Below are 24,449 nucleotides of genomic sequence, written 5' to 3'. Positions count from 1 at the left end.
AAATGAAATCTTCCCCTTTTATCGGTGATTTTTCCTCTTGATTTTCCAGACAATTTCCACTAAACTCAAAGACGTAAAGGGCGGGATTTTTGTGAAATGATTCAGCCCAAATTCTAGAAGAAGAAGGAGATCAAAATGAACAAGAAGGTACTTGCACTGGGCCTGTCCGCTGCTCTGGCCCTCAGCCTGGTCGCCTGCTCCAACGGCGGCAACACCGATAAGTCCAGCACCAGCGCAGATGGTTCCGCTCCCGGCACCGAAATGGTCGCCAATAAGGATAAGCCCCTGGTGTGGTTCAACCGTCAGCCCTCCAACAGCTCCACCGGCGAGTTGGACACGACTGCGCTGAGCTTCAACGAGGATACTTACTATGTGGGATTCGACGCCAACCAGGGCGCTGAGCTGCAGGGCACCATGATCCTGGACTACATCAAGGCTCACATCGGCGAGATCGACAAGAATGGCGATGGCGTTATCGGCTACGTGCTGGCGATCGGTGATATCGGTCACAACGACTCCATCGCCCGTACCCGCGGTGTCCGTGCCGCTCTGGGTACTGCCGTAGAGAAGGACGGTGTCATCGACAGCACTCCCGTGGGCACCAACACCGACGGTTCCTCCGCTTTTGTGCAGGACGGCACCATTGAGGTGGACGGCAAGACCTATACCGTCCGTGAGCTGGCCTCCCAGGAGATGAAGAACTCCGCCGGCGCCACTTGGGATGCCGCCACTGCCGGCAACGCCATCGGCACCTGGGCCTCCTCTTTCGGCAATCAGATCGACATCGTTGCCTCCAACAACGACGGCATGGGCATGGCCATGTTCAATGCCTGGTCCAGAGAGAACAACGTTCCCACCTTCGGCTATGATGCCAACTCCGATGCCGTTGCCGCCATCGCAGAGGGCTACGGCGGAACCATCAGCCAGCACGCCGATGTGCAGGCCTACCTGACCCTGCGCGTGCTGCGCAACGCTTTGGACGGCGTGGACGTGGACACCGGTATTGGCACTGCGGATGATGCCGGCAACGTGCTGGGCTCCGATGTGTTCTACTATGACGAGGCCACCCGCTCTTACTACGCCCTGAACGTGGCTGTCACCGCAGACAACTATCAGGATTTCCTGGACTCCACCGTGACCTATGCGCCCGTCTCCAACCAGCTGGACGCTTCCGCTCACCCCACCAAGAACGTGTGGCTGAACATCTACAACTCTGCCGACAACTTCCTGGGCTCCACCTATCAGCCCCTGCTGCAGAAGTATGACGATCTGCTCAACCTGAACGTGGAGTACATCGCCGGCGACGGTCAGACCGAGTCCAACATCACCAACCGTTTGAGCAACCCCAGCGCCTATGACGCATTTGCCTTCAACATGGTGAAGACCGACAACGCCGCCTCCTACACCACTCTGCTGGGCCAGTGATCCGGCTGAGGCAGCCTGTAAGTTCCCTTTTATAAATCAAGAGTAAGCATGTGCCGTTAGGGAGAAGCAATTCTCTGTTCGGGAGAAAGCATATCCCGTTCGGGAGGAGGCTTCTCTCTAACGGCGTTCTAAAAGTAAAATCCGGCAGGATCAGACGATTCGCTGAAACTGCTAATATGCATAAACGGGAGTAACGAAAATGGCAGATGCGAAAGACGAAGTTGTCCTGTCAATCCGCGGCATGAGCAAGTCCTTCGGCCGGAACAGGGTGCTGGATCACATCAATCTGGATGTGAAGCGCGGCACGGTCATGGGACTGATGGGCGAGAACGGTGCCGGCAAGTCCACGATGATGAAGTGCCTGTTCGGGACTTATCAGAAGGATGAGGGAAAAATCCTTCTGAACGGCAAGGAGATCAGCTTTTCCGGCCCGAAGGATGCCTTGGAAAACGGGATCGCCATGGTGCACCAGGAGCTGAATCAATGTCTGGAACGGAATGTGATCGACAATCTGTTTCTGGGTCGGTATCCCACCAACTCTACAGGTGTCGTGGATGAAGGCAGAATGAAGAAAAAGGCCTCCGAGCTGTTCCGCAAACTGGGAATGACAGTGGATCTCACCCAGCCTATGCGGAATATGTCCGTATCTCAACGGCAGATGTGTGAGATCGCAAAGGCGATCTCCTACAATTCAAAGGTGATCGTCCTGGACGAGCCTACCTCGTCTTTGACGGTGAAGGAAGTGAACAAGCTCTTTGAGATGATGCGGATGCTCAAAGAGCAGGGGATCTCTCTGATCTACATCTCGCATAAGATGGATGAGATCTTTGAGATCTGCGATGAGATTTCGGTGCTGCGGGATGGTAATCTGGTTATGACCAAAGCCGCCAAGGACACCAATATGAACGAGCTGATCACCGCCATGGTGGGCCGTTCTCTGGAGAGCCGGTTCCCCCCGGTGAACAACACCCCAGGAGACACCATCCTCTCCGTTCGGCATCTCTCCACCAAGTACGCACCTCATCTTCAGGACATCACGTTCGATGTCAGGGAAGGGGAGATCTTCGGATTGTACGGCCTGGTGGGGGCCGGACGTACTGAGCTGATGGAGACCATGTTCGGGGTGCGTACCCGCGCAGCCGGACGGGTCTACTTTAAAAACCGGCTGATGAACTTCAATAATGCCAAAGAGGCCATCGATCACGGCTTTGCCATGATCACCGAAGAGCGGAAGGCCAACGGCCTGTTCCTCAAGTGCGACCTCACCTTCAATACCACCATTGCCAATCTGGAGCAGTATAAGGCCGGTTTGGCGCTCTCCACGCCCAAGATGGTGAAGGCGACGAGCAAGGAGATCAAGGTCATGCATACCAAGTGTATGGGGCCTGATGATATGGTCACCAGTCTGTCGGGAGGCAACCAGCAGAAGGTGATTTTCGGCAAGTGGCTGGAGCGGGAACCGCAGGTCTTCATGATGGACGAGCCTACCCGCGGCATTGATGTGGGTGCCAAGTATGAGATCTATGAACTCATCATTCAAATGGCCAAACGGGGCAAGACCGTCATTGTGGTCTCTTCGGAAATGCCTGAGATTTTGGGTATCACCAACCGAATCGGCGTTATGTCTAACGGACGTCTCTCCGGCATCGTGAACACCAAGGAGACCAATCAGGAAGAACTTTTGCGGCTGAGCGCAAAATACCTTTAAGTGTGAGTGGGAGAATTGCTTATGGTAGCGGAAAATACAAAGATCCTTACAGCGGAGCAGGAAGCGCAGCTTCTCCAGCCGATCGATGAATATGTCGGTGCCATCCAGAAGAAGATCGACGCTCTGCGGGCAGAGGGTACCGACAAGATCATTGAGATCCAGGACACCATTGACAGCCTAAAGCGTGACCGGATCTACACTGCGCAGGAAAAAAGCGAGAAGATCCAGGCGCTGTGCAAGGAACTGGAGCAGGCTAAGGCGGTGGAGTCCAAGCACAAGGGCGAGATCAACAAGCTGATCACAGAGGCGGAAGATTACCTCAAGGCCCATTTCGATACCGATTATTATCAGGCGGTGGCTGCCAGCTGCAAGGAAGAAAAGGTCCTTGCCGAGGCTAATTACCATGCCGCTGTGGAACGGCTCAACAGGGAGCATCAGGAGACGGTCTCCAAGCTGAGCGATGCGCATGAGATCAAGGACGAGAAATACGTCCATAAAAACCGTCTGTTTGACGCCAAGATGCAGCGTACCCAGGACTTTCAGGAGATCAAGGACCGTCGGCACAGCGCCTTTGAGCACAAGTACCACCTGCTGGACATGCTGCGCATGTCCAAGTTCACGCTGGGCGAGACTATGGCACAGAAGTGGGAGAACTACCGGTACACCTTCAACGGGCGAAACTTCCTGCTGCGCAACGGACTGTATATCGCCATTATCTTTATTTTCATTGCGCTGTGTATCATTACCCCCATTGTCAAGGGGCCCAACACCCAGCTGCTGACGGTAAACAACGTGCTCAATATCCTGTCCCAGGCCTCTCCCAGAATGTTCCTGGCTCTGGGCGTGGCGGGGCTCATCCTGCTGGCCGGTACCGACCTGTCCATCGGCCGTATGGTGGGTATGGGCATAACAGCGGCCACCATCGTGATGCACTCCGGCCCCAACACCGGCAGCGTGTTCGGCCACATCTTCGACTTCTCTGGCATCCCCGCCGTCGTTCGGGTGTTCCTGGCTCTGGTGGTCTGCATCATCCTGTGCACCATCTTTACCACCATCGCCGGCTTCTTCACCGCCAAGTTCAAGATGCACCCCTTTATCTCCACCATGGCCACCATGCTGGTCATCTTCGGCCTGGCGACCTATTCCACCAAGGGCGTGTCCTTCGGCGGCATTGACTCCGCCATTCCCGGCATGATCATTCCCCGTGTCAAGGGCTTCCCCACCATCATCCTGTGGGCTGTGGCGGCGGTCATCGTTGTGTGGTTCATCTGGAACAAGACCACCTTTGGCAAGAACCTGTACGCCGTGGGCGGCAACCCGGAGGCAGCTGCTGTATCCGGCATCTCTGTGTTCTGGGTCACGGTGGGCGCTTTCGTTCTGGCCGGCATCCTGTATGGCTTTGGTTCCTGGCTGGAGTGCCTGCGCATGACCGGTTCCGGCTCCGCTGCTTATGGACAGGGCTGGGAGATGGATGCCATTGCGGCCTGCGTGGTGGGCGGCATCTCTTTCACCGGCGGCATCGGCAAGATCTCCGGCGTGGTCGTGGGTGTGTTCATCTTTACCGCCCTGACCTATTCCCTGACCATTCTGGGCATTGACACGAACCTGCAGTTCGTGTTCTCCGGCATCATCATTCTGGTCGCTGTTATGCTGGACTGCCTGAAGTACGTGCAGAAGAAGTAAGTCTTATATTCTGAAAGCGGGAAGCCGCTGCAAGGTAAACGCGGGGGATCCGCCTGCTTTGCAGCGGCTTTGTTGACTGTTTGACGGTGTGAAGAAAACAGTGTATGCTATACTCGAAACATGTGTTCCGGTTTGGCCGGAGCGAAAAAGGAGAGAAGCAACGATGCAGAAATTAGGTGCTGTGCGCCGCGCGTTGGAAGCGGGAGAACTGGACGGAGGGATGGATCGTCTGCTGTATGGAGATCTGACCGCCGCACGGCGGCGGGTGGCGGCGCTGCTGGATGGGTTCCGGCAGACCTTTGATGCGGGAGAAGATACCCCAGTGGTCCTGTGCTCCGCCCCCGGCCGCACAGAGATCTGCGGCAACCATACCGACCATCAGCACGGCCGGGTTCTGGCCGGGGCGGTAGACCTGGATTTTTTGGCCTGCGCCGCCCCCAACGGCACCAACACCATCCGCTTCCAGTCTCAGGGCTGGCCCTTGGCAGAGGTGGAACTGGATACCCTGGAGCCCAAGGAAGAGGAGAAGGGGAGCACCGCCTCCCTGGTGCGGGGCATGGCGGCCCAGGCGGTGGAAAAGGGCTATCCTGTGGCGGGCTTTGACGTGTACGCCCAGTCTGATGTGCTGCCCGGCTCCGGGCTGTCCTCTTCGGCGGCCTGCGAGGTGCTGCTGGGCGTGATCGAGAACCACCTGTTCTGCGGCGGCGCACTGGACCCGGTGACCATCGCCCGGATGGGACAGAAGGCAGAAAATGTATACTTTGGAAAGGCCAGCGGACTGATGGATCAGACCGCCTCTTCCGTGGGCGGTGTGGTGGCCATTGATTTCGCGGAACCCTCCGCTCCGATGGTGCGCCCCCTGCGGGTGGATCTGGATGCGCTGGGCTACGCCCTGTGCATCATTGATTCAGGAGCGGATCATGCCGACCTCACCCCGGAATATGACGCTATCCCGCGGGAAATGCGGGAAGTGGCCGCCTGCTTCGGCAAGACTGTACTGCGGGAGGTGGAGGAAGCTGATGTGCTGCGGGAGCTGCCCCGGCTGCGGAAAGCGGTGGGGGATCGGGCGGTTCTCCGGGCGCTCCACTTCTTTGCCGATGACAGGCGGGTGGAGGAGGAGACTGCGGCCCTGGCTGGCGGCGATATGGATGCTTTTCTGTCCCTGGTAAAAGCCTCCGGCCGCTCCTCTTGGACCCTGCTACAGAACATCGCCCCCACCGGGGCGGTGAAAGAGCAGGCCATGGCGGTGGCTCTGGCGGTGGCGGAGCGGGCCTTGAAGGGCCGGGGTGCCTGCCGGGTCCACGGCGGCGGCTTTGCCGGCACCATCCAGGCCTTTGTCCCCCTGGAACTGCTGGACGGGTTCCGGGAGCAAGTGGAGTCCGTTCTGGGCACAGGCAGCTGCCATGTGCTGCGGCTGCGCCCAGTGGGCGGAGTGGTCCTCTGGTCCTGAACAAAGTTCCATTGCTGCGACGTGAAAGGAGCGTATCTGAAAGATGGCAATTTTGGTATTGGGCGGAGCCGGCTATATCGGCTCCCATACGGTGTATGAGCTGATCGACGCGGGCCGGGATGTGGTGGTGGCTGACAACCTGCAGACCGGATTCAAGGCAGCTGTCCACCCCAAGGCGAAGTTTTATCAGCTGGATATCCGGGACCGGGGCGCCCTGGATACCCTGTTCCAGGCGGAGGACATCGAGGGCGTGATCCACTTTGCAGCGTCCTCCCAGGTGGGAGAGTCCATGTCCGACCCCCTGAAGTACTATGACAACAACCTCCACGGCACCATGGTGCTCCTTCAAGCCATGGTGGCTCACGGGGTGGATAAGATCGTCTTTTCCTCCACTGCCGCTGCTTATGGCGAGCCGGAGCGGGTGCCCATTCTGGAGAGCGACACGACCTGTCCCACCAACTGCTACGGCCAGACCAAGCTGGCCATGGAACAGATGATGAGCTGGGTGTCCAAGGCCCACGGGCTGAAGTATGTGGCCCTGCGGTATTTCAACGCCTGCGGTGCCCATGTCTCTGGAGAGATCGGGGAGGCCCACGATCCTGAGACCCATCTCATCCCCATCATCCTCCAGGTGCCAAACGGCCAGCGGGAGGCGGTCAGCGTCTTCGGCGACGACTACCCCACCAAGGACGGTACCTGCATCCGGGACTACATCCATGTCACCGACCTGGCCCAGGCCCACATCCTGGCTCTGGACTATCTGATGAAGGGCGGAGACAACAACATATTTAACCTGGGCAATGGAGTGGGCTTCACTGTGCAGGAGGTCATCGACGTAGCCCGCTCTGTTACCGGCCACCCCATTCCCGCCAGGATCGCACCCCGCCGGGCGGGCGACCCTGCTCAGCTCATTGCCTCCTCTGAGAAGGCCATGAAGGTGCTGGGCTGGCAGCCCAAGTACAACGACCTGCCGACCATCGTGGCCTCCGCCTGGGCCTGGCACAAGAGCCACCCCCACGGCTTTGAGGAGGTCTGAGTATGGAGCGGAATCAGGCCATCGCACAGCTGATCTCCTATGCCCTGGAGAAGCGGCTCATTCAGCCGGAGGACCGGATATGGACGGTCAATACCTTGCTGGAGGCCCTGGCGCTGGACGGCTGCGCCCTGCCGGAAGAGCTGCCCCCGGCCGGAGAATTGTCCGCTGCGCTGGAGGCGCTGCTGGATGATGCGGTTGAGAGGGGCGTATTGAAGGAGAATACCGTTACCTATCGGGATCTGCTGGACACCAGGCTGATGGGGATACTCACCCCCCGGCCCTCCCAGGTGATCGGGCAGTTCCGGTCCCTGTACCGGCAGGCCCCGGAGAAAGCCACCGACTGGTACTATCAGTTCAGCCAAGACACCAACTACATCCGCCGGGATCGGATCGCCAGAGACGTGCAGTGGAAGGTGGAGACCGAGTACGGCCAGTTGGACATCACCATCAACCTGTCCAAGCCGGAGAAGGACCCCAAGGCCATTGCCGCCGCACGGAACCTGCCCGCTTCCGCTTATCCACGCTGCCAGCTGTGTGCGGAGAACGAGGGCTATGCGGGCCGGGTGAATCACCCGGCCCGGCAGAACCACCGCATCATTCCGATCACGATCAACGGCTCTCCCTGGTATTTGCAGTACTCCCCTTATGTGTACTACAACGAGCACTGCATCTGCCTGAACCGGGAACACACCCCCATGAAGATCGACCGGGCCTGTTTTGGCAAGCTGCTGGATTTCGTCCGGCAGTTCCCTCATTATTTTGTTGGCTCCAATGCCGACCTGCCCATCGTGGGCGGGTCTATCCTGGCCCACGATCACTTTCAGGGCGGCCGGTACACCTTCGCCATGGAGCGGGCCTCGGTGGAAACTCCCTTCACCTTCCCGGGATACGAGGATGTACGCGCGGGTATTGTCAAGTGGCCCATGTCGGTGGTGCGCCTGACCTGCGCCGATCCTGAGCGGCTCATTGATTTGGCCGATAAGATCCTGCTGTCCTGGCGGAGTTATACCGACCAGGAGGCCATGATCCTGGCTGAGACCGGCGGGGAACCCCACAACACCATCACGCCCATTGCCCGCCGCAGGGGGGAGGCCTATGAGCTGGACTTGGTGCTGCGCAATAACCTGACCACGCCGGAGCACCCCCTTGGTCTGTACCACCCTCACGCCGAACTCCACCACATCAAGAAGGAGAATATCGGACTCATCGAAGTGATGGGGCTGGCTGTCCTGCCAGCCCGTCTGAAAGCCGAGCTGGCTGCTGTGGCGGACAAACTGGTGAGCGGGGAAGACCTGCGGGATGACCCGCTGACGGCATCCCATGCCGATTGGGCGGAGGAGTTCCGAAACCGGTATGCGCTGACGGCGGGCAACGCGCTGGACGTTGTGTATCATGAGGTCGGTCTGGTGTTTGCCAAGGTGCTGGAGCACGCCGGAGTATACGCCCGCACGCCGGAGGGACAGGAAGCGTTCCTGCGCTTTTTAAGGCAGGTGTAGGAGATGGCAGAACTGATCCAGCAACCCTTTGGGCTGACTTCCGACCGGCGGGAGGTGGACATTTGGACCCTCCGGGCCGGCCGGTATGCGATCCAGGTGCTGACCTACGGCGGCATCCTCCGCTCCTGGATGGTTCCTGCTCCCGAGGGGAGCCGGGATATCGTGCTGGGGTGCGAGACGCTGGCCCAGTATGAGGCCCAGGACAAGTACCTGGGCGCACTGGTGGGCCGGGTGGCAAACCGCATCGGCGGGGCATCATTTGAACTGAATGGGGTCACCTATCCCTTAGCGGTCAATAACGGCCCAAACTGCCTTCACGGCGGCCTCCACGGCTTCAACGAGGCGGTGTGGAAAGCCCGGGAGGAGGACGGAGTCCTGGTGCTCTCCTATGTCAGCCCCGCTGGAGAGGAGGGCTTTCCCGGTACTTTGCGGGTGCAGGTGACTTACACCCTCACCGAGGAAGGCGCACTCGCCTTGGATTACCAGGCGGAAAGTGATGCCGATACCCTCTGCAGCCTGACCAACCACAGCTATTTCAATCTGCTGGGCCATGCCCACGGTTCTCTGGAGGGACAGCAGATCCAGGTGTGGGCGGATGCCATCACGGAGATGGACGGGGACAGCATCCCCACCGGTACCCTTCTGCCGGTGGAGGGGACGCCCTTCGATTTGCGCGATCCGGTGGAATTTCTGCACGGCCTGTCTCTGGAGCATCCCCAGCTGACCCTGGGCAATGGCTATGACCACAACTTTGTGCTGAGCCGTCAGACCCATTCGCCGATGCGTCTGGCCGCAAAGGCCACCGGTGGGGGACTGTCTCTGGAGTGCTGGACCACCCAGCCGGGCATTCAACTATATACTGCCAATTACTTGGACGGCACGCCCGGAAAGGGAGGGGTCTCCTATGGTCCCCGGTCGGCCTTCTGTCTGGAGACACAGGCCTGGCCGGATGCCGTCCACCATCCGACGTTCCCGCCCATTTTGCTTCGGGCGGGGGAGCGCTATCACCATGTCACCACCTACCGGGCGGCAATACTGTGACGATTACCCGATAAAGGGGGCAGGCGCTTCGCCTGCCCCCAACTTTTATGATAGAACCCCAAAAAATGTCGGAGCAAGCGCACGATGCGTTTTTTGGAAATAAAAAGCTCGTCGTAAGCTTTTGTTTGTTTTTTCACAAAAAGGTTGCCTTGCAAAAGGGGCGGCGTGTCGTGTATAATAAAAAGATACAAGGCCTGTCCGGGGGGGATGAACCCCGCTGGCTTACACGCGAACAGAAGGAGAACAGATATGATGAGAAAGAGGATCGCCGCGTGGGCGCTGACCGCCTGCATGGCCTTGACCCTGCTGCCCCTGCACGCGGCGGCCGCCCCCCTCAGCGGCCCGACCGCCACGGAGACCGTTCTGCCGGCGCAGGTGACGGCGGCAGCAGAGGAGGGCGCCGCCGATGCGTTTGAGGCAGCGGGGCTCCCGGTCTACACCCTGCAAAAAATGGGGAACGACCGGGAAAATCTGGTGCTGCTGCTGTTGGGCGACGGCTACACCCAAGATCAGCAGCAGCAATTTCTTCAGGAGGCGCGGGTACAGCTTGGCCGCCTGATGAGCCTGGAGCCGTACAGCCGCCTTGCCCACCGGATCAATGTGTACGCCGTGCCCGCCGTGTCCAATGAGGCGGGACTGAGCAGCGAGAACAGCAAGCTGGACACCTATTTCAGCCTTACCACCCTGCACGGGACAAAGAGCATCGGCTTTAGACATGACATGGACGGGGAAGCAAAGGTGAACGCGATCCGTGCCGATCTGGAGCAGCGGTGTCTGGACGAAGGGGCGTTTGTGGACAACATCCATATGTTCGTCAACACCGGCGTATCCGTCGGCTCCGCCAGCGGGATCTACTCTTTTTCCTCCGGAAGGGCCAAGGACTATGCCATGGCCCATGAGCTTTCCCACAGCGTGGGAAAGTTGGGGGACGAATACGGTTCCTCCACGAAGTTCCCCAACGTCTCCGGCACGGACAACATCAAGTGGGAGAAGATGATGGGTTACCGGAGCATCATCGCGCAGACGGGCAACGCTGGCGGCGTGCTGATCCCCACGGCGTTCAAGTGCAATATGTACCAGTCGGATCAGCCCTTCTGCGAGGTGTGCCGTCTGGCTCTGGTGCGGCGGATGTTCGCCACGGGTAAGATCCAAAACGGCATGGATCTGTATGTGGCGGACCCGGAGGTCACCACGGAACACAAGCCCCATGTGGACAGCGAGCCTTACCGCGTCACGCAGGAAAACCTGATGAAAAAGGCAAAGGACATCCACGATCTATCCCTGCGGACGGTGATCCAAAACCTCAGCGACCGGGAGCGGACGGTGAAGCTGGTGCTGGGCGTGGTCAAGGCGGACGGCGAGCCGCGAGAGCCATTGAAGGAAGAGGTCTTTACCGTCCCGGCGCTGACGAAGAATGGGAACATGGAGGATGCCTGCATTTATCCCACCCTGGTTTTTGATCCCATTCAGGGAATGGACTTTGAACCGGGTGATAAGCTGGTGGGCGAGGTCCGGGACGCGGAGAGCCGCGAGGTGCTGGCCACCTATCAGGAGCCGGCATACGACACCTATCACGTGGACTATCTGTTGGAGGACGGACAGTCCATCCCCAACACCTCCACCACGCAGCTGCTCCTGCCCAAGGGGTGCTCTGCGGAGTTCATCCAGGAGTGGCTCCCCCAAAGGGTGGGCGGACACGACTTCGTTCGGATGGAGCGGGATGGGCTTGCCCTCCGCCTTTTCTACCGTCAGACCGCACAGATCGCCCCGCCCGAAAAGCCCAAGCTGGAGGGCACCGTCACCATCATCGGCACGCCCAAGTACAACCAGCCCCTGACAGCGACCGTCACCGATCTCACGCCTGCTGGTGCCGAGCTGACCTACCAGTGGTATCACGACGATGAAAGGATCCTTGGTGCCAGCAAGGAAACGTACACGCCCACGGCCGAGGATATTGGCAAGAGCGTCCATGTTGCGGTTTCCGCCGAGAAGTGCACGGGCGTGTTGAAGTCCGAGGAGGTTACCGTGGCCAAGGCGGACGCGTTTAAGATGGCCGACTACGATTGTCAGATGTACTATCCCATCACTGAAGTTCAGGAGATCACCGCTTATAATTTCGTTCCGGCCGATCAGGTTCAGGATGCGGTCATCAAGGACGGCGTTCGTGATATGGTGGACCCCGATCACATCATTTCGACCGAGGACTTCACCAGCACCACGTTCAAGCTGGCGGACGGCCTGACCCCGGCAGACGCGGGCAAGACCGCAAGCTGGAAAGTGATCATCACCAGCACGACCCACGGGGACACCACCGGCACCATCACGGTCAAGATCACGGCTAAGGATGCTCCCGTTGTTCCCAAGCCTGAGCCGAAACCCGAGCCCTCTCAGCCCGGCGGTGGCGGCTCCGGCGGCGGTGGCGGCTCTGCGGGCGGCGGCGGCTCCAGCTCCGGCAAGCCCTCCACCAGCACCGGTAAGACGGAGACCGCCACCAAGCCGGACGGTACGAAGGTGGAGACGGTCACCAAACCGGACGGAACGAAGGTGGAAACCGCCACTAAGCCGGACGGCACCACCGTCAAGACCGAGACCATGAAGGACGGCAGTTCCGTCACCGAGACCAAGGCCGCTGACGGCTCCACCGGCACGGTAAAGACCGACAAGAACGGCCAGACCACGGCGGAAACCAAGGTCAGCGAAAAGGCCGTGGAGGACGCGAAGAAGAACGGCGAGGCCGTCAAGGCTCCCGTCCAGGTGGAGGCCACCCGCGATTCCAACACCGCGCCCGTGGTGAAGGTGGAGCTGCCCAGAAGCTCCGGCGACACCAAGGTGGAAATTCCCGTCTCCAACGTGAAGCCCGGCACGGTGGCGGTGCTTGTCCACCCCGACGGCACGGAGGAGATTTTGAAGAACTCCGTTCCCACGGAGGACGGTATCCGGCTCACCGTGGACGGCAATGCCACGGTGAAGATCGTTGATAATGCTAAGGATTTCATTGACACGCGAGACCATTGGGCCAAGGATGCCATCGACTTTGTGAGTGCCCGCGGCCTTGTGAGCGGCATGAATGATTCCACTTACGCGCCCGACAACGCCACCACCCGTGCCCAGCTGTGGACGATTTTGGCGCGGCAGAACGACGCGGACCTGAGCGGCGGCGGGAGCTGGTACGAAAAGGCACAGACCTGGGCCAAGGCCAACGGCATTTCCGACGGCACGGCTCCCGAGGGCACCATCAACCGCGCCCAGATGGTCACCATGCTCTATCGCGCAGCGGGCAGCCCGGCGGTGGAGGGTGCGTCCGCGTTCACCGATATTTCCGCCGACAGCTACTACGCCAAGGCCGCTGCCTGGGCGGCGAAGAAGGGTATCACCGCCGGTGTGGGCAATGGAAGGTTCGAGCCCAACGGCACCTGCACCCGCGGCCAGATCGCAACCTTCCTGTATCGTTACATGAAGTAATGTTCCCAAAGCGATCCACAAAAGCAAAATCTGAATGAAAAGGAGACAACACATGAAGCACAAGAAGTACAAGAAAAGCGGCAGAGTGATGGCTCTGCTCCTTTCCGTCGTCCTGCTGCTGGGCCTGCTCCCTCTGCCGGTCGGGGCCGCAGACACGGAGACGCGCATCAAGCTGGGCGATTACATTCAGCTGGGCAGCTACGAAAACACTCCGATCCTGTGGCGCTGCGTCAGCGTGGACGAAAACGGCCCGCTGATGCTCTCGGACAGGGTGCTGTGCGACTATATGCCCTATGACGCGCGGACCAGCGCGAATCCCAACAGCGGCTCTCACCGCCGCAGCGGCTACCGGAGCAAATACGGCTCCAACCACTGGCGGGACAGCGATATGCGCTCGTGGCTCAATTCTGATGCCGGGGCCGGAGAGGTGAAATGGCTCTGCGGCAACCCGCCCAAGGACGGCTATATCATGGACTACAACGGCCATGGCGCGTATGCCGACGAGGCGGGCTTCCTCAACGGCTTTACGCCGGACGAGGCCGCCGCCATCAAAACGGTGACGCAGCGCTCCATCGTCTCCCACCCGGAGTACACCGCGGGCTACATCGACGCGCCGGGGACCGACCTCCCCTACAACACCGACATCGGCTCGGTGGCAGAGGGCTATGAGGGCGCACATTACGAGAACATCACCGACAAGGTGTTCCTGCTGGACGTGAAGCAGCTCCATACCGTCTATGAAAACCTCGGCAGCTACTACATCGGGTGGAACCGGAGCGGCACCCAATGGAACTACTGGCTGCGGACGCCGGTGACGGACTGCAACCACGATATGCGCTATGTGACCCCGCAGGGGAGCATCCTGCGCGCCGCGCCCTATATCAGCTACTACGGCGTCCGCCCGGCGTTCTATCTGGACGCGGCGTATTATACCGTGACAGACGGCAGCGGCACGGAGACCGACCCCTATGTTGGCTCCGCGCCGAACAAGCTCCCGGACAGCACCCAACTTTCTCCCGCCGAGCGGGACACCGGCGACGGGAACTGGGACGTGGACACCGAGACGTATCTTCAGGTGGAGATGAGCGAGCGCTACACGACCGACCCTGAATACGCCAACCCCACCATTCCGGTGTATGTGATCCAGAAGCCCCGCAGCGACACGGAGAACATGGTGATCCTGTTCTGCGCCGAGGGCTACACCAAAAGCCAGCAGGCGGATTTCGTCAAAGATGTTCAGCGGCTGTGGCAGGCAACGCTGAACACGGAGCCGTACCGCAGCATGGCGGACCGCTTCAACGTCTACGCGCTCTGCACAGCGTCGAAAGACGGCTTTAACGGCAGCAGCACGTTTTTCCAGGCGAATAAAGACGGCATCTCCGTCAACCACGGAGTCTGGAGAAATCACATTTTCGAGCGCATCATAGGCACGGCCTTCCTGGAAAAGATCCATGACGCGCACATTCCCAACACGACCATGCCGGAGGCCGATGAGTACAGACAGTATGATTACGTTTATGAGCACATCAACCAGTTTGTTGTGCTGGCGAACAGCGGAGAGTATTTCGGCGGCTCCCACGATGAGATAAAAAGCGGCATCCACTATATCCTGGCAGCCGCGAAACACGACTCTTCCCCGTTTATCCTGCGCCATGAGCTGGGACACGGACTGTTTCATCTGGGCGATGAGTATACGGTCAGCACGACCCCCGTGGGGCCGGAGTCCTACCTCACCTCGCTGAATATGTCTCACACGGCGGACCCCACGCAGGTAAAGTGGAAGAATATGCTGGGCTTCCGTAAGACCTATTCCTGCCCGGCCGCTGACAATTCGTATGTGTACAATTCCAGCTTTGATTGCCTCATGCGAGTTAACACAAAAAACGAGTTCTGCGATGTGTGCACCCTTCAGGGCACCAAGCGCATGAGCCAGCTGATCTCCGACCCGCCCGCCCTCTATGTGGCAGTCCCGGAGGTGAAGCTGTACACCGACAAATATAGAAACCCCACCGAGAACCCCGAAGATTATAAAGATGCAAATTCCTCCGGCTATTGGAAGTATCAAACAGATCGGGAGAGCCGCCTTTTGAGCGGCGGCTACAAAACCAAATTCTCTCCGAACATGACGGGGCGGGAGATCGAGCTGCGGACCATCGTTCAAAACCTCTCCGACACCCAGGAGCAGACCGTGACGCTGCGCCTGTGGGTGCAGCACGCTGACGGCAGCCATGCGGTCACGGCAGACGGTGAAAAAATTCTGGCGGAACAGGAGTTTACCATCCCCGTCTGGAGCGAGAAGTCCAAGTTCTGGCCCAAGGGCGCGCTGGAATACACCGGCAGTGACTTTGATTCCGGCCTTGTCAACTGCTCCCTCGTCTACCAGATCCCGGAGAACGCCCAGCTGCAAAGCGGCGATACCATCGGCTTTGCGGTGGTGGACGGGGCGGGGAACATCCTCGCCAACGATGGCACCGAAAAGCAATCCTACACCGGCGTTACCATTCAATATGAATTGGAGGGCGGCATGGCGATGCCCAACACCGCGCCCTCCGTTCTGCCGGTCCCGACAGGCGCAAGCGTGAACTGGAAGCCGCCTAAGACCCTGAACGGCCACGCCTTTGTCGATAGGAAGGACAACGGCTCCACGGTCACCTTCGTTTATCAGGAGACCACGGAGCAGCCGGAGGGAAAGACCTACACGGTGCGCTATGACTGGGGCGAAGCCCCCTCCGACAGAAAGCTGCCCACCGACAGCAGGGCTTATCGCAGCGTGGGGCAGGCGATGGACGCGGTAGACACCACCTTCACCGCCGGTTCGACCTCCAACGCACAGAACGGCGGACTGACTGGCACATGGGCGTTCTCCGGCTGGGACAACGGCACCTTAGAGGGCACGACCGTGGTGTTCCGCGGAACGTGGCGCTTTACCCCGGACGGCGGCTCTGCGGGCGGCGGTTCCACCGGCGGCAGTTCCGGCGGTTCTTCCTCCGGCGGTGGCGGCGGCTCCAGCAGCACGACGACCACCAAACCCGAAGCCACCACCAAGCCCGACGGCACCAAGGTCGAAACCACTACCAAGCCCGACGGCAGCTCCGTCACGGAGAGCACCGCCCCCAACGGCTCCACGGGCACGGTCAAGACCGACAAAAACGGCCAGACCACGGCGGAGACCACCCTCAGCAGCAAGGCCGTTGAGACCGCAAAGAAGAACGGCGAGGCGGTGAAGGCTCCCGTGGAGGTCAAGGCCACCCGCAACTCCGACACCGCCCCCACCGTCAAGATCGAGCTGCCCAGAAACTCCGGCGACACCAAGGTGGAGATCCCCGTTTCCAACGTGAAGCCCGGCACGGTGGCGGTGCTCGTCCATCCCGATGGCACCGAGGAGATCGTCAAGAACTCCCTGCCCACGGAGAACGGCATCCAGCTCACCGTGAACGGCAATGCCACGGTGAAGATCGTTGACAACTCCAAGGGCTTCATCGACACGCAAGACCACTGGGCCAAGGATGCCATTGACTTTGTCAGCGCCCGTGGGCTTGTGAGCGGCATGAGCGAGACCACCTACGCGCCCGACAACGCCACCACCCGGGCGCAGCTGTGGACGATTTTGGCACGGCAGAATGACGCGGACTTGACCGGCGGCGCTACTTGGTACGAAAAGGCGCAGCTGTGGTCCAAGGCCAACGGTGTTTCCGACGGCACGAACCCCAACGGCACCATCAACCGTGCCCAGATGGTCACCATGCTGTGGCGGGCCGCGGGCCAGTCCGCGGCGGCGGGCAGTGCGGCGAACTTCACCGATGTCCCCACCGACAGCTACTACGCGCAGGCGGTGGCCTGGGCCGTGGAAAGCGGCATCACCGCCGGTGTCGGTGGCGGTCGCTTTGACCCCAACGCCATCTGCACCCGCGCACAGATCGCAACCTTCCTGGCACGCTCCATGAAGTGACGCAAAAAAACAGCTCCGGTCCCTTTCCCAGGGAACCGGGGCTGTTTTGCGTGAGATCATTCTGCCGGAAAGAAAACGGGCGAAAACGCGGGCGGAACGTCAGCCGGGGCCGCTCCGGTGACGTTTCATGTCAAATAGAGGACGTTTCGTGCGGACGGCCCCACAAAGCGCGGAAAAGCTGTTACACTTGATCCGTTAACCTGTAAAAGTTGCCCGGGGGCGCCCCCGGGCCCGTAGGGAGTTCTCCCTACGGGATACTCTCTGTCCGTGGAGACCCGATCCGGGCGGAGACGAAACAGAAGGAGGAAACCTATGAAGAAGCGTATCTTGAGTTGTCTCATGGCGCTGGCCCTGTGCCTGACGCTGCTTCCCACGGCGGCGCTGGCAGAGGAGCCGGAGGGGACGGCACAGACGTCCCTGGCCGTGGAGGAAGCGGCAGACCCGGCGAACGGGAAAGCGAAGCAGGAAAACCAGCCTGCGGAACAGGAAGAACAGCAGGAGGACTCTGCCACAAAGCAGGACGAGGCCGTGGCCGCCGTGCAGGCGATGATCGACGCTCTGCCTGGCGCGGCGGAACTGGACGGCATGGACGATGCGGATGCCCTGGCGGTCTACGAGGCGTTTCAGACCGCCTGCGACGCGTATTATGACACCCTGACCGAGGGACAGCAGGCACAGCTGAAAAACACGGAGAAGCTGGCGGCGCTGTCCGAGCGGTTCAGCCAGCCTGAGACGCTGGCGACGAGCGAGCATCAAGACCACTGCGTCTGCGGTAAGAGCGGCTGCACAGGCCATGATGTGATCACCTTTAACAAGTGGCTGACCAGCACGGAGTATAAACTGGATGTTGGCGTAGGAGAGGGCACTAGTGGAACTGGGCAGACACCAGTGGACGGTAAGTATGTTTTGCCTGCCGATAAGTTGTCTGCCGATAACTATTATCTGCGAGCTAATATTACGATCGATCATCCCATTCAGATCAAGGGCAACGTCACCATCTGCCTGAACGGCCATACGATCGAAAGCAAAGCCAAAGATCAGCCCGTGTTTGAGGTCGTATCCGGCGGTACGCTGACCTTGACGGACTGCGGCAGTGCGGGCAAGGTCACGAGCGCCTACAACGGCGGCGGCGTGGAGGTCAACGGCGGCGAGTTTAATCTGTACGGCGGCAAAATCACTAAAAACACGGCCACCAACGGCGGCGGCGTGAAGGTCACCGGCGGCACGGTTAATATGTACGGCGGCGAGATCGCCGACAACAAGGCGGCGGGCAGTGCCGAGGGAACCGGCAACGGCGGCGGCGTGTATGTGAGCGGCGGCACGTTTAATATGCGCGGCGGCAGCATCACGAACAACACGACGGAGGTATCCGCCAAAGGCGAAGGCAACGGCGGCGGCGTGTATGTGCACGCCAACGGTACATTCAATCTGTACGACGGCGGCAGCATCACTAACAACAAGGCCAACAAATACGGCGGCGGAAACAAGGGCGGCGGCGTGTATGTGGGCAGCTACAGTCAAGCCGGCACATTTCATATGTACGGCGGCAAGATCACCAACAACACGGCCACCCAATACGGCGGCGGCGTGTATGTGTACGAGGGCACGTTCGACATGGACGAGGGCGAGATCTCCGGCAACACGACGAGCGGCCCCGGCGGCGGAGTACGAGTGAGCAGAGTGAATTGCACGTTCACCATGCGCGGCGGCGAGATCAAAGACAACACGGCGAGCAGCGGCGGCGGCGTGAGTGTAGTCGATCAAGGCGAGTTCACCATGTGCGGCGGCAGCATTACCAACAACAAGGCGACCGGCAACGGCGGCGGCGTATCTATGAATCTCGTCGGCAAATTTACCGTTTCCGGCAAGGCCAACATCACCGGCAACAAGAAGGGCACCGCCAATAACAACGTGTATCTGCTCGACAATAAGCCCATCATCATCGGTGTTGACGGTCTGGCCGACGGCGCAAGCATCGGCGTGACCACGGAGAGCACCCAAGCGGGCAGCGTCATTGCCACCGGCACAAGCCTGTCCGATAAGGACGCGGAGAAGTTCCAGAGCGATCTGGGCGGGTATGCGGTCTCGGCCAAGTCCGATGGAACCGGTCTGGTGCTGGTAAAGGCGCATAAGCACTTCCTCTGCGGCAGGGACGAGTGCAACGGGAACGGGCATCCCTGCCATGCCGCCACCTTTACCGCGTGGACGGACAGTAAGAAACTGCCCGAAACCAAGGGCGAATACTATCTGGACACAGATGTGACGCTGAGCAGTACTTGGACGCCTGCCAGCGGCACGGTGCTCTGTCTCAACGGCCACAGCATCACGGCGAATGGCAGCATTACCGCCATCTACGTGAACAACGCCTTCACCCTCTGCGACTGCAAGGGTGGTAAGGACGCATACGGCCAGATCACCCACACTGCGGGCATGACCGGCAGCGGCGTGAATGTATTGAGCGGCGGCGTATTTCATATGTACGGCGGCAGCATCAGCGGCAACACGGCGGACAACGGCGGCGGCGTGTATATGGGCGGTGGTCAATTTACCATGTACGGCGGCAGCATCACCAAGAACACAGCGACAAAAAACGGCGGCGGCGTATATGTCAACAGCGGCTGCAAGTTCGACATGAACGGCAACGCCAGCGTCAGCGGCAACACGACGACGACGGGCAACGGCGGCGGCGTGTATGTGGGCGGCGGCACCTTCACCATGAACTACAGCGCCAGCGTCAAGGACAACACGGCGTCCGGCAACACGGCGGACCAAGGTAATGGCGGCGGCGTGTATGTGTACAGCGGCACCTTCGAAATGAACGGCAGCGCCAGCGTCAGCAGCAACAAGGCGACGAACACCGACCAGAGGAAAACCACCTACGGCGGCGGCGTGTATGTGAAAAGCACGAACAGCACCTTCACCATGAACGACAAAGCCAGCATCACCGGCAACACGGCGAAAAACGGCGGCGGCGTATATGCGTCAGCCGGCGAGTTCAACATGAACAGCACCGCCAGCGTCACCGGCAACATCGGCAACGGTGTGTGTGTCAGCGATAGAGCCACCTTCACCGTGTCCGATAGGCCGACCGTCACGGGGAACACAATGAACAAGGCTGACAGCAATGTGTATCTGAATGGGGGCGCCTACATCACCATTGGCGCTTACGGTTTGAAGGGCAGCGCGAACAGCATCGGCGTGACCAAGACGGTCGACGGCGGCGTCATTGCCACCGGCGTGAATGAGGATTACAGCGGAAAATTCTTCAGCGACAACACGCAGTATGTGGTCAAGTACGACAACAAGCAGCTGGTGCTGGCGGTGCCGAGCGCCGTGACGCACACCCACAGCTGGCAATTCACAAAAGAAACGGGCAATGACTCGACAATTTTTGTTTCCTGCAAAGGCACTCCGGGCAGCTGTGACTACAAAAACACCCCCGCGACTGTGAAGATCAGCAATGACCAGACAGTTTATGATTGTGCACAAATTACGGAAGCGCCCAAGGCAACGCTGACCTATTCCGCAAACTGGCCCAAGGACGTGGTACAAGCCCAAGAGAATGACATCAAATATTGGAGGAGTAACGACGGCGGTACCAGCTACAAGGTTCCTGTTACCGATAACAATGAATTGAAGAAACCGGGTAAGTATCTGGCACAGCTTAAATTTAACGAAAAATGGCTTGAAGCGCATTTTTCTGTTGTGGATAACGGCAAGCAAGACCCGAAATACACCCCGCCCACGGCAAAGACCGGACTGGTTTACAACGGCACGGCGCAGGTGCTCATCAACGAGGGCCACGTCGAGGGCTGTATAATGCAATACCGCTTGGACAACGGCGGCGACTACAGCGACAGCCTTCCCACCGCGACCAACGCGGGCACCTACACCGTTTGGTATAAGGTCGTGGGTGATGATTCTCACAACAATATAGTAGCGGAGAAGTCGCTCAAGGTATGGATCGAAAAGGCCCCGCTCAGAGGCACGCCCACCTTCACGAAGGTCACCGGGGCAGGCAAGACCTTGAAGGATGTGACCTTTACGAAGGCTGTCGGCTGGCCTACCGGTGAATTCAAGTGGGACAATGGTGCGGCTGGCTATGACATGAATGCGCCGCTCGTGCAGGGAAAGGCATATTCGTGGTTGTATCTCGCGGATAATTATTACGCGAAAGGCACGGTAGTGCTGTGGGCGGATCCGTCCTCCGGCGGCAGTTCCGGCGGCAGTTCGTCCGGCGGTGGTGGCGGCAGCTCCAGCCCCTCCAACCACCCCGTCAAGGCGGAGGTGAGCAAGGACCCTGACGGCTCCGTTTCCCTCTCCAAGACCAGCGCGGCCAAGGGCGACAAGGTGACCATCACCGTGAAGCCGGAGCGCCATTACGCGGTGGACAAGGTGATCGTCCGGGATTCCAAGGGCAAGCAGCTGGCCGTCAAGGACAACGGCGACGGCACGTTTACCTTTGAGATGCCCGCCGACAAGGTGACGGTGGAGCCGTCCTTCTCCTGGGTGAATCCCTTTGCGGACGTGGCGGACAGCGCCTACTATGTGGACGCGGTGGAGTGGATGCTCAAGCGTGAGGTCACCCAGGGCACGACGGAGACCACCTTCAGTCCCGATCTGAACTGCACCCGGGCCCAGATCGTCACCTTCCTGTGGCGGGTCGCCGGTTCTCCCGCGCCGAAGGGCACGGTCAGCTTTGCGGACGTTTCCGCAGACAGCTACTACGCCAAGGCGGTGGCGTGGGCCGAGGAGTACGGCATCGCCGACGGCATCGGCGGTGGGCTGTTCGGCCCTGACGCCACCTGCACCCGCGCTCAGTCCGCGGTGTTCCTGTACCGCGTGGCGGGCAGCCCCGCTGTGAACGGCAGCGCCGGGTTCAGCGACGTAGCGGCGGACGCTTACTATGCGCAGGCTGTGGCGTGGGCCAAGGAGCACGGCATCACCGACGGCATCGGCGGTGGGCTGTTCGGCTCCGCCAACGACTGCACAAGAGCGCAGATCGCGGCGTTCCTGTATCGCTATATGAAGTGACGCAAAAACAGCCCCGGTTCCCCGTGAAGGGAGCCGGGGCTGTTTGCCGTGAGATGCTGCTGTTCCAGAAAAAACGGGACATATCAGCGTGTCGATAAACCCTTTTCTGTCATTCCGAGGAGCGCAGCGACGTGGGAATCCGTAACCAAAAAGTCGGGAATGTGCTGATACTCATGAGTTTTAGGAACGGATTGCCACGTCGGCCCGTTGGGCCTCCTCGCAATGACAGGCTTTTCGACAGTCTCATATTCTGCGCCGCTGGAATCAATGATGGCTACCCGCTCCCGTTGGGGTCAGCGTTTGGGTCAGAAAAAAGCAACATCCCAAAATGGCAACTTATGAAAAGCAAAAGTCCCCGAAATCATACGATTTCGAGGACTTTTGGTACGGCTGAAGGGATTCGAACCCCCGACCTACTGGTTCGTAGCCAGTCACTCTATCCAACTGAGCTACAGCCGCATATTCTGTTTTGCGCCTTTTTACAGGGGAGGGAGAAGGAGAAACAAAAAGGCTCCATACAAGGCATGGAGCCTTTTTGGTACGGCTGAAGGGATTCGAACCCCCGACCTACTGGTTCGTAGCCAGTCACTCTATCCAACTGAGCTACAGCCGCATTTCTCTTGCGTTCCACGTCTCTCCGTCGAGCGCTACGTTAGTATAACACAGGAAAAATAGAAATGCAAGAGGGAATTTTCAATTTTTTGAAAATTTTTCGGGAAGGAAAGGGAAGCCCCCCAACCGCCTTACGCGTAGCCATATGTATTCCGTTTTCCCAGGAAGAAGAGGACCGTGACCAGCAGGGCCAGGGTCTCGGCGACCACGATGGCCAGCCAGATGCCATCCACCCTCAATACCAGGGGCAGGAGCAGCACGGCGGCCACCTGGAACAGCAGGGTACGCAGAAAGGAGATGCAGGCGGAGACGGCACCGTTGCCCAGGGCGGTGAAGAAGGCGGAGCCGAAGATGTTGAAGCCCACCAGCAGGAAGGACAGGGAGTAGAGCCGCAGGCCGTGACGGGTGAGGGTGAACAGCTCCGGGTCATACCCCACAAACAGGCGGGACAGGGTGGCGGCCAGCCCCGCCGCGATCAGGGTGAGGGCGCAGCCGGTGAGGGCCACCAGGGTCAGGCTCTTGCGGAACAGATTGTGCAGCTCGTCCCGGTGGGCGGCCCCGAAATGGAAGCCGATGACCGGGGCGCAGCCCATGGAATAGCCCAGAAAGATGGACACAAAGATGAAGTTCACATACATGATGACCCCATAGGCGGCCACGCCGTTCTCTCCCGCCAGACGCATGAGCTGAAGGTTATAGAGCATGTTCACCAGGGACATGGACAGGTTGGTCATCAGTTCGGACGCGCCATTGGTGCAGGTCTGGAACAGGGCCAAGCCGTCCAGCCGGGTGGGACCTAAGTGGAGCAGGCTGGTGTTTCGGCTGAAGAAGTAGAACATGGGGGCCAGGCCGCCCAGGCACTCGCTGAGTACCGTGGCCGCCGCCGCTCCGGGCAGACCGAAGCCCAGAACGCCCACGAACAAAAGATCCAGGGTCATGTTGGTCAGCCCCGCCGCCACCGTCACCGTCAGGCCCAGGTGGGGCCGCTCGGCCACCACGAAGAAGCTTTGGAACACATTTTGCAGCATGAAGGGCCCGGTGGACAGCAGGAGGATGCGGCCATAGAGCACGCAGTTTTCCAGCATCTCGCCCTCCGCCCCCAGGGCCGCGGCGATGGGGCGGAGGAACAGCTGTCCCAATAGCGTGAGCGCCACTCCGGCGGCCAAAGTCACATAGACCAACATAGAGAAGATGCCCTCGGCTTTGTCCCGGTCCCCCTCGCCCAGGGTGCGGGAGACCAGAGCGCTGCCGCCGGAGCCCACCATAAAGCCCAGGGCACCCATGCCCATGAGCAGGGGCATGATAAAATTCACGGCGGCGAAGGCTGTTTTGCCCACGAAGTTGGAGACGAACAGCCCATCCACCACACCGTAGATAGACGTGAAGATCATCATGGTAATGGAGGGCAGAGTGAACCGCAGCAGGCGGGGATAGGTAAAGTGGTCGGATAGTTGGACCCGCATGAATCAAAAACTCCTAAAATAAGATTTTTTGGGACGAGGGGACGGAATCCCTCAGTCATCGCCTTCGGCGATGCCAGCCCCCTTTGACAA

11 protein-coding genes and 2 tRNA genes are annotated in these 24,449 nt (G+C 59.7%); 10 read left to right on the top strand and 3 right to left on the bottom strand.

The features are described from left to right. Positions 1–135 precede the first annotated feature (135 nt). The 10 genes from H8S55_RS03695 to H8S55_RS03650 all read left to right on the top strand — a co-directional run bounded on the left by H8S55_RS03695 (position 136) and on the right by H8S55_RS03650 (position 22,284). On the top strand, positions 136–1,425 hold the full coding sequence (locus tag H8S55_RS03695; RefSeq protein ID WP_186877879.1) for a substrate-binding domain-containing protein: 1,290 nt from the start codon (positions 136–138) through the stop codon (positions 1,423–1,425). Positions 1,426–1,624: 199 nt separating this feature from the next. Further along, positions 1,625–3,133, top strand: a complete 1,509-nt coding sequence (locus tag H8S55_RS03690) for a sugar ABC transporter ATP-binding protein (RefSeq protein WP_186877878.1) — start codon at positions 1,625–1,627, stop codon at positions 3,131–3,133. A gap of 21 nt (positions 3,134–3,154) precedes the next feature. Then, entirely contained in the window at positions 3,155–4,816 is a 1,662-nt protein-coding gene (locus H8S55_RS03685; RefSeq protein ID WP_186877877.1) for an ABC transporter permease subunit, read from the top strand. Between the two features lie 163 nt (positions 4,817–4,979). Beyond that, positions 4,980–6,266, top strand: coding sequence for a galactokinase (locus tag H8S55_RS03680; protein WP_186877876.1), 1,287 nt, complete (start codon positions 4,980–4,982; stop codon positions 6,264–6,266). A gap of 43 nt (positions 6,267–6,309) precedes the next feature. Further along, positions 6,310–7,302: a UDP-glucose 4-epimerase GalE gene (gene galE, locus H8S55_RS03675; protein WP_186877875.1), complete on the top strand. Its 993-nt coding sequence runs from the start codon at positions 6,310–6,312 to the stop codon at positions 7,300–7,302. Positions 7,303–7,304: 2 nt separating this feature from the next. Then, the gene (gene galT / locus H8S55_RS03670) at positions 7,305–8,798 is read left to right on the top strand and encodes a UDP-glucose--hexose-1-phosphate uridylyltransferase (RefSeq protein ID WP_186877874.1); all 1,494 of its coding nucleotides are present in this window, start codon (positions 7,305–7,307) and stop codon (positions 8,796–8,798) included. Positions 8,799–8,801: 3 nt separating this feature from the next. After that, positions 8,802–9,839 (top strand): aldose epimerase family protein, encoded by a 1,038-nt coding sequence (locus H8S55_RS03665; protein ID WP_186877873.1) that lies wholly within the window; start codon positions 8,802–8,804, stop codon positions 9,837–9,839. A gap of 249 nt (positions 9,840–10,088) precedes the next feature. Continuing rightward, positions 10,089–13,301 carry an S-layer homology domain-containing protein gene (locus tag H8S55_RS03660; protein WP_186877872.1) on the top strand — a complete coding sequence of 1,071 codons (3,213 nt, stop codon included), beginning with the start codon at positions 10,089–10,091 and terminating at the stop codon, positions 13,299–13,301. 52 nt (positions 13,302–13,353) lie between these two features. Further along, positions 13,354–17,250, top strand: coding sequence for a M64 family metallopeptidase (locus tag H8S55_RS03655; RefSeq protein WP_186877871.1), 3,897 nt, complete (start codon positions 13,354–13,356; stop codon positions 17,248–17,250). A gap of 312 nt (positions 17,251–17,562) precedes the next feature. Continuing rightward, complete coding sequence (locus H8S55_RS03650) at positions 17,563–22,284, top strand: S-layer homology domain-containing protein (protein ID WP_186877870.1); 4,722 nt, start codon at positions 17,563–17,565, stop codon at positions 22,282–22,284. A 382-nt stretch (positions 22,285–22,666) separates the two neighbouring features. Here the strand turns inward: H8S55_RS03650 and H8S55_RS03645 are convergent. The 3 genes from H8S55_RS03645 to H8S55_RS03635 all read right to left on the bottom strand — a co-directional run bounded on the left by H8S55_RS03645 (position 22,667) and on the right by H8S55_RS03635 (position 24,359). Next, a tRNA-Arg gene (locus tag H8S55_RS03645) sits at positions 22,667–22,743 on the bottom strand. A 77-nt stretch (positions 22,744–22,820) separates the two neighbouring features. Next, positions 22,821–22,897: transfer RNA gene (locus H8S55_RS03640), tRNA-Arg, on the bottom strand. 130 nt (positions 22,898–23,027) lie between these two features. Next, entirely contained in the window at positions 23,028–24,359 is a 1,332-nt protein-coding gene (locus H8S55_RS03635) for an MATE family efflux transporter (protein WP_186877869.1), read from the bottom strand. Between the last annotated feature and the right edge of the window lie 90 nt (positions 24,360–24,449).

The organism is Flintibacter faecis (assembly GCF_014287875.1).
GTDB lineage: Bacteria > Bacillota > Clostridia > Oscillospirales > Oscillospiraceae > Lawsonibacter > Lawsonibacter faecis_A.
The sequence above is the reverse complement of the archived record's forward strand: the minus strand, read 5'-3'. Positions and strand labels throughout refer to the sequence as shown.

Bases quoted from the DNA above. Each gene is read 5' to 3' on its own strand.
- H8S55_RS03695 (WP_186877879.1), top strand. From the start codon at position 136: ATGAACAAGAAGGTACTTGCACTGGGCCTGTCCGCTGCTCTGGCCCTC.
- H8S55_RS03690 (WP_186877878.1), top strand. From the start codon at position 1,625: ATGGCAGATGCGAAAGACGAAGTTGTCCTGTCAATCCGCGGCATGAGC.
- H8S55_RS03685 (WP_186877877.1), top strand. From the start codon at position 3,155: ATGGTAGCGGAAAATACAAAGATCCTTACAGCGGAGCAGGAAGCGCAG.
- H8S55_RS03680 (WP_186877876.1), top strand. From the start codon at position 4,980: ATGCAGAAATTAGGTGCTGTGCGCCGCGCGTTGGAAGCGGGAGAACTG.
- galE (WP_186877875.1), top strand. From the start codon at position 6,310: ATGGCAATTTTGGTATTGGGCGGAGCCGGCTATATCGGCTCCCATACG.
- galT (WP_186877874.1), top strand. From the start codon at position 7,305: ATGGAGCGGAATCAGGCCATCGCACAGCTGATCTCCTATGCCCTGGAG.
- H8S55_RS03665 (WP_186877873.1), top strand. From the start codon at position 8,802: ATGGCAGAACTGATCCAGCAACCCTTTGGGCTGACTTCCGACCGGCGG.
- H8S55_RS03660 (WP_186877872.1), top strand. From the start codon at position 10,089: ATGATGAGAAAGAGGATCGCCGCGTGGGCGCTGACCGCCTGCATGGCC.
- H8S55_RS03655 (WP_186877871.1), top strand. From the start codon at position 13,354: ATGAAGCACAAGAAGTACAAGAAAAGCGGCAGAGTGATGGCTCTGCTC.
- H8S55_RS03650 (WP_186877870.1), top strand. From the start codon at position 17,563: ATGAAGAAGCGTATCTTGAGTTGTCTCATGGCGCTGGCCCTGTGCCTG.
- H8S55_RS03635 (WP_186877869.1), bottom strand. From the start codon at position 24,359: ATGCGGGTCCAACTATCCGACCACTTTACCTATCCCCGCCTGCTGCGG.